Source organism: Microbacterium sp. CIAB417 (assembly GCF_022788845.1).
Map to the genome: position 1 here is coordinate 242,888 of NZ_JAHZUT010000001.1, position 12,405 is coordinate 255,292.

Genomic DNA, 12,405 nt, shown 5'->3' on the forward strand with positions numbered 1-12,405 from the left:
GTTCCTGTCTCGGCGGTCGCCGTTGATTCCACGATCCTCCGCGCAGCCGGGCATGGCAAGCGGGTGGCGGGTACTGTCGAAGGCGTGCTTCACAACAGTTTCGGTGTTCAGCTCTCGTACGCCTCCGTCGACCGCGGCGACGGCTCCGATCCGCGAGGCGCCGCGCGCGAGGTGCTGTCCCGGCTGCGCGTGCTGGCCGCCGTCCGCGACGCCACGGCGACCTGGGACCTCCAGGATGCCGGCGACCTCGCCATCGCGCTGACCGATGACGGGCGGGTCCTCACCCTGTCCGCGCAGGACGCGATCGAGACGAGCATGACGGCGGCGGCGTTGCGCGAGGCGTTCGCGGATGCCGGGCTGAATCTCTGGATAGATGCCGACGATGCGCCCCTCGACGACGGCTTCGAGGAGTTCGAGGCCGAGTTCGACGGCACGACGGCGGTGGAGGCGGACGAGGAAGACGACGAGGACGAGGTCGACATCGACCTGTCGTCGTTCGATCCCGTGCCGGTGCGCGTGGCCGCCTTCTCGCACCGCGGCCCGGCGGTGGCGCGACTGCTCGCCGAGGCGAACCGGACCCCGGTGGATCATCTCGAGTCGGGAGTGTGGTCGCTGCAGCGCTTCCGCACGGCCGAGCCGACCGCGGGGTGGGTGTCGTCGAAGGCCGAACTGCCGGTCATCGAGGTCAATCGCACCGATGACGGCGGCGGATGGATCGAGGTCACGGCCGGATCGGGTGCGGTGCCGTTCTGGCCGGATGCCGAACGGGACACGCAGCCCGTCCTCGACCTCGACGCGATCACGGTTGCGGAGACGGCTGAGGTGTACCGGCGTCTGCTGACGGAGGGGGACGGCACGCGCGATGAGCTGGTCGGCATCGCCGCGCACACCCGGGTGGACGTGGATGCTGCGCACCGTGCGCTCATCGCCGAGTCCCTGGGCGGCGTGATCGGCGAGGAGCAGCGCCGGGACGCGTTCCTCGCCGCGTTCGGCATCCCGCAGGACTTGATCGAGAGCGCCTTCGACGAGACGGACCCCGGCGCGCGGCGCTTCGAGCCGGCAGGCTGGTGGCGGGCCGTGGGGGAGACGCTCGTCGCGGGCGTCGGCGAGATGGCGCCGCTGACGCGGCGGAACACGCCGTGGCAGCGCCTGGCGGGGGCCGTGCGGCGCCGGCCGGTGCTCGGCCTGGTCATCGGCGTCGGCGAGTTCGTGCTGGGGCTGTGGGCGGCCCGGCGGTTCCGCGGAGTCGCGCGGGGTCTCGGCATCCTGGCGATGCTCGACGCCCTCGGGGACGCGGCCGTGGTGATCACGCGTCTGCGGCGCAGACGCTGAGTCACCGGACGACGGACGCCCCCGCTCGGAAGCGGGGGCGTCGTCGTGCGGGCGTCCGACGGAGCGTCAGCTCTGGGACTGGCCGTGGCTGCCCAGCTGGCGGGTGGACTCGACGACGCGGGCGGCCATCGCGGACTCCGCGATCTTGCCCCAGGCGCGCGGGTCGTACTGCTTCTTGTTGCCCACCTCGCCGTCGACCTTCAGGACGCCGTCGTAGTTCTTGAACATGTAGTCGGCGATCGCGCGGGTGTAGGCGTACTGCGTGTCGGTGTCGATGTTCATCTTGATGACGCCGTTGGCGACCGCGAGCGCGATCTCCTCGTCGGTCGAACCCGAGCCGCCGTGGAAGACCAGGTCCAGGGGCTTCGGCCCCGTGCCGTACTTCGCTGCGACCTCGGCCTGGATCTCACCGAGCAGCTCGGGACGCAGCTTCACGCCGCCCGGCTTGTAGACGCCGTGCACGTTGCCGAAGGTGAGGGCGGCGATGTAGCGGCCCTGCTCGCCGAGCCCCAGCGCCTGGACGGCCGCGTCGACGTCGGCGAACGTCGTGTACAGGGCGTCGTTGGATCCCTCGTGCGCGACGCCGTCCTCCTCGCCGCCGACGACGCCGATCTCGACCTCGAGGATCGCGTTGATGTTCTTCATGCGCGGGAGCAGGTCCTTCGCGATCTCGATGTTCTCTGCGAGGGGGACGGCCGAGCCGTCCCACATGTGGGACTGGAAGATCGGGTTGCGACCGGCCTTGACCTCTTCCTCGGATGCGGCGATGAGCGGCTCGACGAAGCCGGCGAGCGCGTCCTTGGGGCAGTGGTCGGTGTGCAGCGCGACGGTGATCGGGTAGTTCTTCGCGACCTCGGTCGCGTAGCGGGCGAACGCGAGGGCACCGGTGGCGCGGGCCTTGACGGTGTGGCCGGCGAAGTAGTCCGCGCCGCCAGTGGTGACCTGGATGATGCCGTCCGAACCGGCCTCGGTCAGCCCCTGGAGGACGGCGTTGATGGTCTGGGAGCTGGAGACGTTGAACGCCGGATACGCGAAGCCACCGGCCTTCGCGCGGTCGAGCATTTCTGCGTACTGTTCCGGAGTGGCGACGGGCATGGGAACTCCTGCGATAGATGAAGCCGGGACAGCAGTCACTCTATCGCCGGACGCCGTGGATGCCGTGGCCGGTGTCGTAGGCGGACCTCCCGCTCTTCACCGCTGTTAAGAATTGCGATTCCTTCGCAGCCTCCGAGCGGAAACTCGGGCTGTTTCGGCCTATCTGCTGGCTAGGCTGACCGCATGGTGAGTCTGACGGCCGATCTGAGCCCCCTGCGTCCCGACCGCAACCTCGCGCTGGAGCTCGTGCGCGCGACCGAGGCCGCGGCGATCCGTGCCGTGCCGTTCATCGGTCGCGGGGCGAAGGAGGCTGCCGACGGAGCGGCCGTGGATGCCATGCGCGCTTTCCTCGGGACGGTGGACTTCCAGGGTCAGGTCGTCATCGGCGAGGGCGAGAAGGACAACGCGCCCATGCTCTTCAACGGCGAGGTCGTCGGCACGGGGCGCGGACCCGCATGCGACATCGCCGTCGATCCGATCGATGGCACGTCGCTCACAGCCGCCGGGCGCCAGAACGCGCTGTCGGTGATCGCGGTGTCCGATCGCGGCACGATGCTCGACGCCTCCAGCGTCTTCTACATGGACAAGCTCGTGACAGGGCCGGCGGGTGTCGGCGTGGTCGACATCCGGCTCCCGATCGGAGAGAACATCCGGCGGCTCTCGGCGGCACTGGGCAAGCCCGTCGACGAGATCGTCGTCTCCGTGCTCAACCGGCCGCGTCACGAGCAGCTCATCCAGGAGATCCGGGATGCCGGAGCGGGCACGCGACTGATGAGCGACGGGGATGTGGCCGGCGGCATCAACGCGGCGCGGCACGGTGCCCGCACCGACATGTGCGTCGGGGTCGGCGGCAGCCCGGAGGGCATCGTGACGGCGTGCGCGATCAAGGCGCTGGGCGGTCACATCCAGGGGCGGCTCTGGCCTCGAGACGACGAGGAGCGTCAGCGGGGCATCGACGCAGGGCTGGAGATGGACAAGGTCTACGAGGCGGATGACCTCGTACAGGGGAACAACACGATCTTCGTCGCGACCGGCGTGACGGACGGCCAGCTCGTCGCGGGCGTCCGCCGCGAGGGCGGGTACGTGTACACCGAGTCCGTGGTCCTGCGCGGTGCGTCCGGCACCCTGCGTCGCATCGCCAGCGAGCATCTCGTCTCGAAGTGGCTGTGACGGCGGAAACCGGACGGTAGAGCCGCCGGTCCCGACATTCTCAGCAGAGCCTGGCAGAATAGGGCAGGATCTGCTGTCGCTCCTCGACCGAGGCGCGGCCGGAGGAGGACGAGCGATGAGCACGCAGCACACTGGCAGTGAGAAGGCCGCCCCGAAGGTGGTCACGACGGCCACCGGCCGCATCCTCCGGGTGAACCCGGACGGCACCCTCGGATCGACCTCTCGCCCCGACGGCGCCGCGGCGTCCGCCCAGACGGCGGCCGCAGCGCGCACCGGAATCGCGCAGGACCCGTCCCGTCGCGCCGATGTGCTCTTCCGTGTTCGCCGCGACGAGGGCCATGAACTCAGCCCCTGGTGGATGATCGGCGCCTTCGTCGTGACCTCGGGCCTCGTGATCGCGCTGCTCAGCTGGGTGCCCGGCGGCGCCTGAGCGTCCGCTCACCGCAAGGGACCTTCTCCGCCCAGTCGCGCCCGGACCTCGCCGACGTCCGCGCGCAATGCCGCGGGTGACCCGAGTTCGGCGGAACCGTCGACCGCCGCGTCCGAGACCAGCTCCGGAGCCGTGAGGCGACGCGGCGAACCGGTGACCGTCCCGGGGGAGCCGTCGAGCGTGCTCGCGTCGATGCCGGGGAACTGCCGGGCGGTGACCAGGACGCGGCTCTCGAGCGAGCCGGCGAACCGGTTGTAGCTGTCCACCGTGCGCTCCAGGGCGCGGCGGAGGTCGTCGGCATGCCCGGCCAGCGTGCCGAGGCGTTCGTACAGCTGAGTCCCGAGCGCGAGCAGCGTCTTCGCCTCGGCGGAGACCTCCTGCTGCGTCCACGTGTAGGCGACCGTCTTCAGCACCGCCCAGAGATTGACGGGGGAGGCGAGGGCGACGCGCCTACCGAAGGCATGGTCGAGAAGCGTCGGATCCTCATCGATCGCGGCCGCGAGGAGCGACTCGTTGGGCAGGAAGCAGATGACGAACTCCGGGCTGGATTCCAAGCCGGACCAGTAGGCCTTCTTGGACAGCGCGTCGACGTGGGCGCGCACCGCCTTCACGTGCTTCTGCATGAGCGAACGGCGCGCGGCCTCGTCCTTCTCGCTGATGCCGAGGGCGCTGGCCTCGAGATAGGCGTCGAGCGGGACCTTCGCGTCCACCGCGATCGACGCACCGCCCGCGAGGCGGATCACCATGTCGGGACGGCCCTGTCCTCGATCGGAGAAGATCGTCGTCTGCAGGTCGAAGTCGACGTGCCGCGTGAGGCCTGCGGCCTCGACGACCCGGCGCAGCTGGGTCTCACCCCACACGCCCCGCGTCGCACTGGAACGCAGGGCGCCGGCGAGGGATTCGGTGGTCGCGCGCAGCGCCTCGTCGGACTCCTGCGCGTGCCGCAGCTGCTCGGCGAGCGACCCGAACTGCGCATGGCGCTCCTGTTCGAGGGAAGCGACCTTGTGCTGCATCTGCTGCAGGGACTCGCGCACCGGCGCGAGCGCCGTGAGCACGGCGTTCTGCTGCTGGATGCGCGCGGCCTCGGCCGTCTGCTGCGCCCTGGCGTGCTCCACGGCATCCCGATACAGGTCGTACTGACGATCGCGGTCGTCGCGTGCGGCCGCCAGCTCGGCCTCGGCGCGTGCGAGCGCGGCCGAACCGCGCGCGGCGCGCGCGAACCAGCCGACCCCGACGCCTGCGGCGAGGGCGACGATGACGAGGAGAACGATGAGCGCGGCATCCATGTCCTCAGTGTGCTCCGGACCACCGACACGGACCGACCCCGCGCGCCGACTGCACGGCATCCCGTCGAACGGACCTCCAGGCGATGCGGACGAGCCGTTCCTGCGGCGGCAAGCCGTGCACCCGCCGGGTGCTCGACCGAGGTGACTGCTGCTGCGTCACGCCACGGCGCGCTCGGGCGTGGTGACGGGCTCGGTCACGCGCACGCCGAGGGCGGACGCGAGGGTCTCCACGTCCGCCGCGCCGACGCGACGCGCGGCGTCGATCACGATCTGCGCGCACGCGCGGGCGTCGGCGAGAGCGTCGTGGTGGGAGAACTCGGCGAAGCCGGCGGCCGCGGCGGCCTTGGGCAGGCGGTAGGAGTCCAGTTGATAGGTCTTGCGGGCGACCTGCAGGCTGCACAGCGACCGGTACGGCGGGCAGTCCAGCCCCGTCGCCGCGGAGGCCCGCCGCAGGACGTTCAGGTCGAAGCCCGCGTTGTGCGCGACGAGGACGTCGGCGCCGGCGAAGGCGCAGAGCCGGTCGAACTGCTCCGGCCAGGTGGCCGCGCCGGAGACGTCCTCGGGGCGGATCCCGTGGATGCGGACATTCCACTCCTGGAAGTCGTCGTGCCCTGCGGGTGGGCGGATCAGCCAGCCGGCGACGGCGACGACCTCGCCGCCGCGCACGCGCACGAGCCCGACCGAGCAGGCGGATGCGGGGCTGGAGTTCGCTGTCTCGAAGTCGATCGCAGTGAAATCCAGGGGCACGAGTTCACTGTCTCCCGACACCTCGGAACGTTGTCGCAGGCTCGCCGTAGGCTGGCGACATGAGCGATTCGCGGGCGACATCCTTCGGCGCAGAAGCCGTGAGCTACGAGGCCGGCCGTCCGGATTACCCGTTCGATGCTGTGGCGTGGATGCTCGAGCCGCTGTCGCCGGGATCGCGTCGCGTCGCCGACGTCGGAGCCGGCACCGGCAAACTGACCCGTCTGCTCGTGAAGGCGCCGGACGCCGAAGTCGTCGCGATCGATCCGGATGCCGAGATGCTCGCGCAACTGCGGCAGAACGTCCCAGGAGTGCCGACCTTCACCGGCACCGCCGAGAGCCTCCCCCTCCCGGACGGAGGCGTCGACGCGGTCGTGCTGGGGCAGGCGTGGCATTGGGTCGATGTCGCTCGGGCCTCGCGGGAGATCGGGCGGGTGCTGCGCCCGGGCGGCGTTCTCGGGCTCATCTGGAACGTCCGCGATGAGCGGACGACCTGGGTCCGGCGGCTGACGGAGATCATGCACGGCAGCGCCGCCGAGGAGATGCTGTCCGGATCCGGGCCCGAGGTCGCGGATCCGTTCCGAGGCCTCGAGACGTGGGAGGGGGAGTGGTCGCGGGCCATGACGCGCGACCGGCTGCACAGCATGGCGCAGTCCCGCAGCTACGTCATCACGGCATCGGAGGAGGAGAGAGCTCGCATCCGGCGGGAGATGGACGCGCTGTTCGACGAGCTCGACCTTCACGGCGATGCCGAGATCGAGCTTCCGTACGTCACACGCGCCTTCCGGACGGTGCGCGATGGCGCGCGGAGTTCCGGGGCCCTGCGCGGGTAGACTCGTACCCCGTGGCTCTCACTATCGGAATCGTCGGTCTGCCCAATGTCGGCAAGTCCACCCTCTTCAACGCGCTGACCAAGAACGACGTGCTCGCGGCGAACTACCCGTTCGCGACGATCGAGCCGAACGTCGGCGTCGTGAGTCTGCCGGACGCTCGGCTGGGCACGCTGGCCGAGATCTTCCACAGCGAGCGCATCCTGCCCGCGACCGTGTCGTTCGTCGACATCGCCGGCATCGTGCGCGGTGCGAGTGAGGGGGAGGGCCTGGGCAACCAGTTCCTGGCGAACATCCGCGAGGCGGACGCGATCGCGCAGGTCGTGCGCGGTTTCGCCGACGACGATGTCGTGCACGTCGACGGCGCGGTGAACCCGGCATCCGACATGGAGACGATCAACGCCGAGCTCATGCTCGCCGACCTCCAGACGCTCGAGAAGGCGATCACCCGGTACGAGAAGGAGGTCCGCGGGCGCAAGCTCGACCGCTCGGTGCTGGAGACGGCGAACGCCGCGAAGGATGCTCTCGAGCGCGGCATCCTGCTCTCGACCAGCGGGATCGACCTCGCACCGATCCGCGAGCTGGGACTTCTGACCGCGAAGCCCGTCATCTTCGTCTTCAACGTCGACGAATCGGTGCTGACGAACGATTCCCGCAAGGCGGAACTGGCCGCGCTCGTCGCTCCGGCGAAGGCGGTGTTCCTCGACGCCAAGATCGAGTCCGAGCTCATCGACCTGGATCCCGAGGACGCGGCGGAGCTGCTGGCGTCCACAGGGCAGGACGAGTCGGGGCTGGACCAGCTCGCCCGCATCGGCTTCGACACGCTGGGGCTGCAGACATACCTGACCGCCGGCCCGAAGGAAGCGCGCGCCTGGACGATCGGCAAGGGCTGGAAGGCCCCGCAGGCCGCCGGCGTCATCCACACCGACTTCGAGAAGGGCTTCATCAAGGCGGAGGTCATCTCGTTCGACGACCTCGTCGAGACGGGATCCGTCGTCGAGGCCCGCGCGAAGGGCAAGGCGCGCCTGGAGGGCAAGGACTACGTGATGCAGGACGGCGACGTGGTGGAGTTCCGCTTCAACGTGTAGCGGAACTCCCATCCGCACGGGGAACACGGCTGCGCGTGCTTCGTGGATATCGACGTCGGGGAGATGGATTACTGCCTCCATGCGTCCGAGTTGAGCATGCCGCTCGCGCCTGGACGGGTTCGGGCAGGCTCGTACTGACGCGGATTGGTCTTCGGGCGCAAGCCGCTTCCCGTGGACACGCCATCGGTGCGGTCGAACAAGTCGGCCAGGGGTATGTCCGTAGACTGATACCCATGGTTCGGGTCGTCTTCATGTGCGGACCGGCGGGGTCAGGCAAGTCGACCGTCGCTCGTCGGATGGAGGCAGACGGATTCGTTCGGCTCTCGTTCGATCAAGAGGCCTGGGGCAGGGGCATCCGACGCATGCCGCTGACAGATGATGCGCATCGCGAGATCGAGATCGAGCTCCGACGTCGTCTCGTGGATCTCGTCGAAGATGGACGTGAGGTCGTGCTCGACTTCTCCTTCTGGTCGCGTGCCATGAGGGAGGAATGGAGGCATGTGCTGGAACCGTTCGGGGTGGTTCCTGAGACGATCTACCTTTCGACTGACCGTGAGACGTGTTTACGGCGTGTGGCCTCGCGCAGACGCTCACACAGCGACGATTTCGCTCTGGATACGGCGACCGCCGCAAGGTACTTCGATCACTTCGAGCCTCCGACTCCTGATGAGGGACCCGTGACCGTGCTTGTGGTGTGATCTGTCAACCAGGAAGAGCCCGGTGCCACGAGATCCCCGCCTGTCGGGTGCATCAGTCGCCGAATTCCAGAGGTTGGTCCGTGCGAGGCTCGGCCGAGTTCAGGTTTAACGTCTAGCGCTACTAACGGCCCGCGGTATACCCCGGTCGCGTGATCAGATCGTTCGGTAGCAAGGAGACCGAACGGCTGTGGCGTCGTGAGCGCGTGCGCTCGATCGATCCGAGGATCCATCGAGTCGCGTTGCGCAAGCTACGCCAGGTGGGATCTGCGGCGGTGCTCGATGACCTTCGCGTCCCACCCGGTAATCGGCTCGAGGCGCTGTGAATCGGCCTGACTTTCGTTCCGTTCTTCAAGCAAGGATGGAACACGATGAACAGGAAGTACTCGCCGGAGATGCGTGAGCGGGCGTTGCGGATGCTCGCGGAGACGCGACCGTCGCACCCGAACATGATGAGCGCGGTCCGTCACGTCGCTGGGCTGCTCGGGATGAGCCCGGAGACGCTGCGACTCTGGCAGCGGCGCCTCGAGGTCGACGCCGGCGCCAAGCCTGGTGTCACGACCGAGGCCGCGCAGCGGATCAAGCAGCTCGAGAAGGAGAACGCCGAGCTGCGCAAAGCGAACGAGATCCTCAAGGCTGCGAGCGTGTTTTTCGCGAAGGAGCTCGACCGCCCCTGACCGAGATGATCCGGTTCATCAACGAGCACCGGAATCGTTTCGGGGTCGAGCTCATCTGCCGGGTCCTCCGCCCGGCAGTGCAGGGCTTTCTCACCGCGCGCGGGTATCGCGCCGCGGTCGGCCGCGCCCCGTCGGCCCGGCAGCTGAAGGACGAACTCCTCGTCCCGGAGGTCGCCCGGTTGTATGCGGAGAACTACGGCGTCTACGGGCGCCGGAAGATGCACGCCCTGATGCGCCGACAAGGGTGGGAGATCGGTCGGGACCAGACCGAGCGCCTCATGCGCCTCGCCGGGGTTCGCGGGGTTCGCAAGTCGAAGCGGGCGTTCACGACCCGCTCGGACAAGACGACCGCGCTGCCGAGCGATCTGGTGAACCGCCGGTTCACCGCACCAGCGCCGCGACGTCTCTGGGTCTGCGACGTGACCTATGTCGCGACATGGTCCGGGTCCGCCTACGTCGCGTTCGTCACCGATGTCTACTCGCGCCGCATCGTGGGCTGGAACGTTGCGTCGACGCTCCGGTCGGAGATCCTCCCACTGCAAGCGCTGGATATGGCCGCGTGGGGCGCCGGTGGTGACCTCACAGGGCTGACGCATCACTCGGATCACGGGTCGAACTACATGGCGATGGTCTACACCGACCGCATCGTCGAACTCGGCGCCGTCCCTTCCACCGGAACAGTCGGCGACAGCTACGACTGTCAGTCTGTTTCTGCCCGATCTCGCGAGGATGGGGTAGTCCTGGCCGGAGCGTTCTGACCCTTGCTTACGATTGGCCCGCAGGGTGCCTTGGCGTTGATCTGTCGAGCCTCCGGCCAGGCATGCAATCAAGCACTGCCGCCGGTCGGGCGTGACCTAATAGGAGCCTGGAGCATACTTTCGACAGCGTCCCCGTGACAGTCCTGTCCACCCGCCGGCGACAGTGTGAATCCACGATAACCGGCAAGGAGACACCACCGTGGACGAAGTTGAACAAGTCAGGTCAGGGCACGTCGTGATCGGCGTCGACACCCATAAGCACATCCACGTCGCCGCCGTGATGGACTCGATCGGAGGGATCCTCACGGCGGGCACCGCCAGCTCAACGCGGCGATCTATCGGACCGTGATCGTCAGAATGAGATTCCATGAGCCCACGATCGCCTACGTCGCCCGACGAACTGCCGAAGGCAAGAGCAAACGCGACATCATCCGCTGCCTGAAACGCTATGTCATCCGCGAGGTCTATCACCTCATCAAGACCGACCCGCGAACCGGTGAAATCGCGAGTTGACAATTATAGGAGCGTCAACGCCCTCGCCGAGGCGATCAACAACCTCTACAAGACCGAACTGATCCGCCAACGCGGGCCCTGGCGCACCGTCGAGCAGGTCGAACTCGCGACCCTCGAATGGGTGTGGTGGTGGAACAACCAGCGCCTCGACGGGGAGCTCGACATGCGCACTCCCCTCGAGGTCGAGCAGGCGTATTACGCTGACCTCGAATCAGCCAACCCGGCACCTGCCGGACAAGGCTCCCGATAGGAGCGCTGTAGAAGGCCACGGCACGGTCGATGTCGCGTGTGAACAGGACGACCTGAGCGTTCGGAAGAGGTCCATGCGCCAATCCCCACATCCCATTTCACTTGTCGCAAGACTACCGTTTTCGGTAGAGTTGTGACATGGCGATGACCGCGAAGTACCGGGATGTCGTGCGCGAGATCGCGCTCGACCACTACGGATTCGTCACCACCAAGGCCGCCGCCGAAGCGGGAGTGCCTGCCGTCGAGCTCCCGAAGCTCGCAGCCCGGGGGGGTCTGAAGAACATCGCCTACGGACTGTACCGAGTGCCGGACATCCCTCCGACCCCATACGACCAGTTCGCTGAAGCGCTCCTGCGCGCTGGTGAGGGCGCGTACCTGCACGGCGAGTCCGTGCTGGCGCTGTTCGGCCTCGCTGATGTGAATCCCCGACGAATCAATGTCGCCGTCCCCAGGCGCGCAAGGCCGAAGCTACCAGCATTCGTCGAGCTGACGCAGGTGCGAGATGCCGTGCAAACGACCCTGTACGAGGGGCTCGAGTCTCAGACTGTTGGTGAAGCGCTCCTCGAGTGTCGTGGTCGAATCGAGGACGAGCGTCTCCTGGCGGCCGCGAAGCAGGCGCGAGCGGAAGGACTCCTCACCACTGCCGAATGGCGGCGGGTGACGAAAGGTGTTCATCAGTGATGTACAGCGGTGCGCCGACGAGTGTGCGCTCTCTGGAACAGCGCATCCGCAACCTCGAAGGCGACGATGGGTTGGCGCTGCGCCGCCGGGTCAGCATGGCATTGGTCGTTGTTGGCCAGATGCTCCCTGACGGAGCGATCAAGGGCGGGAGCGCGATGGCGCTCCGGTACGGGCGCGGCACGCGATTCACTCAGGATCTCGACGCCGCACGTGTGCAGTCGCTCGCGCGATTCCGCGGCGAGTTCGAGGAAGCGCTCGCGCGAGGCTGGGCCGGTTTCACTGGCAGATTGGTCGAGAGATCGGCACCGCGGCCCCCAGCTGTTCCGACCGCGTACGTCATGCGGCCCTTCGATGTGAAGCTCGACTATCGGGGCAGATCGTGGTGCACGGTGAGGTTTGAGCTCGGTCACAACGAGATCGGCGACGCCGATGAGCCTGAGTTCCATCTCGCGGCAGACTTGGCTGAGCTCTTCACCGAGGTCGGTCTCGAGTCGCCGAAACCGGTGCCGGTGATGCGCGCTGAGCACCAGGTTGCGCAGAAGCTCCACGCTGTTTCTGGCGAAGGCAGTGAACGCGCTCGCGACTTCGTTGACCTTCAACTTCTCGACCGGGGTGAGAGCCTCGACCTCGAACTGGTTGCGGTGACGTGCGTCAGGCTCTTCGAGTATCGACGGCAACAGGCCTGGCCACCGCCCATTGTCGCGCGACAGGACTGGGACGATCTCTACGTTCAGGCGGCGGACGGATTGGATGTTCTGCCGTCGCTTGGCGAGGCTGTGGCCTGGGCCGACGACTTCGTTCGGCGCATCGCAGCGGCCGGCTCAGAGTGATCCTCCTGACGTTCACCAACCGCGGCG

General features: G+C 68.0%; 14 protein-coding genes and 1 pseudogene. 12 read left to right on the forward strand and 3 right to left on the reverse strand.

The window, feature by feature from the left end:
- Positions 1 to 84 precede the first annotated feature (84 nt).
- Positions 85 to 1,332, forward strand: coding sequence for a hypothetical protein (locus tag KYX17_RS01245; protein ID WP_243224728.1), 1,248 nt, complete (start codon positions 85 to 87; stop codon positions 1,330 to 1,332).
- Between the two features lie 66 nt (positions 1,333 to 1,398).
- Here the strand turns inward: KYX17_RS01245 and fbaA are convergent, their stop codons facing one another.
- Positions 1,399 to 2,427, reverse strand: a complete 1,029-nt coding sequence (gene fbaA, locus KYX17_RS01250) for a class II fructose-bisphosphate aldolase (RefSeq protein ID WP_243224729.1) — start codon at positions 2,425 to 2,427, stop codon at positions 1,399 to 1,401.
- A gap of 183 nt (positions 2,428 to 2,610) precedes the next feature.
- Here fbaA and glpX point away from each other — a divergent pair, with 183 nt between their 5' ends.
- Together glpX and KYX17_RS01260 are read left to right on the forward strand one after the other, a co-directional pair.
- Positions 2,611 to 3,597: a class II fructose-bisphosphatase gene (glpX, locus tag KYX17_RS01255; RefSeq protein ID WP_243224730.1), complete on the forward strand. Its 987-nt coding sequence runs from the start codon at positions 2,611 to 2,613 to the stop codon at positions 3,595 to 3,597.
- 115 nt (positions 3,598 to 3,712) lie between these two features.
- A complete protein-coding gene (locus KYX17_RS01260; RefSeq protein ID WP_243224731.1) occupies positions 3,713 to 4,027 on the forward strand; it encodes a hypothetical protein in 315 nt (104 codons plus the stop codon).
- Positions 4,028 to 4,035: 8 nt separating this feature from the next.
- Here the strand turns inward: KYX17_RS01260 and KYX17_RS01265 are convergent, their stop codons facing one another.
- Together KYX17_RS01265 and KYX17_RS01270 are read right to left on the reverse strand one after the other, a co-directional pair.
- Entirely contained in the window at positions 4,036 to 5,313 is a 1,278-nt protein-coding gene (locus tag KYX17_RS01265; RefSeq protein WP_243224732.1) for a DNA recombination protein RmuC, read from the reverse strand.
- Positions 5,314 to 5,469: 156 nt separating this feature from the next.
- A complete protein-coding gene (locus KYX17_RS01270; protein WP_243224733.1) occupies positions 5,470 to 6,060 on the reverse strand; it encodes a 3'-5' exonuclease in 591 nt (196 codons plus the stop codon).
- A 59-nt stretch (positions 6,061 to 6,119) separates the two neighbouring features.
- Here KYX17_RS01270 and KYX17_RS01275 point away from each other — a divergent pair, with 59 nt between their 5' ends.
- From KYX17_RS01275 to KYX17_RS01315, 9 genes and pseudogenes are all read left to right on the forward strand, one after another.
- On the forward strand, positions 6,120 to 6,890 hold the full coding sequence (locus KYX17_RS01275) for a class I SAM-dependent methyltransferase (RefSeq protein WP_243224734.1): 771 nt from the start codon (positions 6,120 to 6,122) through the stop codon (positions 6,888 to 6,890).
- Between the two features lie 11 nt (positions 6,891 to 6,901).
- On the forward strand, positions 6,902 to 7,975 hold the full coding sequence (ychF, locus tag KYX17_RS01280) for a redox-regulated ATPase YchF (RefSeq protein WP_243224735.1): 1,074 nt from the start codon (positions 6,902 to 6,904) through the stop codon (positions 7,973 to 7,975).
- A 233-nt stretch (positions 7,976 to 8,208) separates the two neighbouring features.
- Entirely contained in the window at positions 8,209 to 8,673 is a 465-nt protein-coding gene (locus KYX17_RS01285) for an ATP-binding protein (RefSeq protein WP_243224736.1), read from the forward strand.
- Positions 8,674 to 9,041: 368 nt separating this feature from the next.
- Positions 9,042 to 9,281: pseudogene (locus KYX17_RS31955) on the forward strand (transposase); the annotation flags it as partial.
- Positions 9,182 to 10,105: an IS3 family transposase gene (locus tag KYX17_RS01295; RefSeq protein WP_243226147.1), complete on the forward strand. Its 924-nt coding sequence runs from the start codon at positions 9,182 to 9,184 to the stop codon at positions 10,103 to 10,105. The pseudogene KYX17_RS31955 and the gene KYX17_RS01295, both read left to right, overlap by 100 nt.
- Before the next feature lie 345 nt (positions 10,106 to 10,450).
- Complete coding sequence (locus KYX17_RS01300; RefSeq protein ID WP_308220850.1) at positions 10,451 to 10,618, forward strand: hypothetical protein; 168 nt, start codon at positions 10,451 to 10,453, stop codon at positions 10,616 to 10,618.
- Positions 10,602 to 10,868, forward strand: a complete 267-nt coding sequence (locus KYX17_RS01305; protein WP_374208914.1) for an integrase core domain-containing protein — start codon at positions 10,602 to 10,604, stop codon at positions 10,866 to 10,868. Before KYX17_RS01300 ends, KYX17_RS01305 begins: the two co-directional genes overlap by 17 nt.
- A gap of 137 nt (positions 10,869 to 11,005) precedes the next feature.
- Positions 11,006 to 11,548 (forward strand): hypothetical protein, encoded by a 543-nt coding sequence (locus KYX17_RS01310; RefSeq protein ID WP_243224737.1) that lies wholly within the window; start codon positions 11,006 to 11,008, stop codon positions 11,546 to 11,548.
- Positions 11,548 to 12,378 carry a nucleotidyl transferase AbiEii/AbiGii toxin family protein gene (locus tag KYX17_RS01315; RefSeq protein ID WP_243226148.1) on the forward strand — a complete coding sequence of 277 codons (831 nt, stop codon included), beginning with the start codon at positions 11,548 to 11,550 and terminating at the stop codon, positions 12,376 to 12,378. Before KYX17_RS01310 ends, KYX17_RS01315 begins: the two co-directional genes overlap by 1 nt.
- The last annotated feature ends 27 nt before the right edge of the window (positions 12,379 to 12,405 follow it).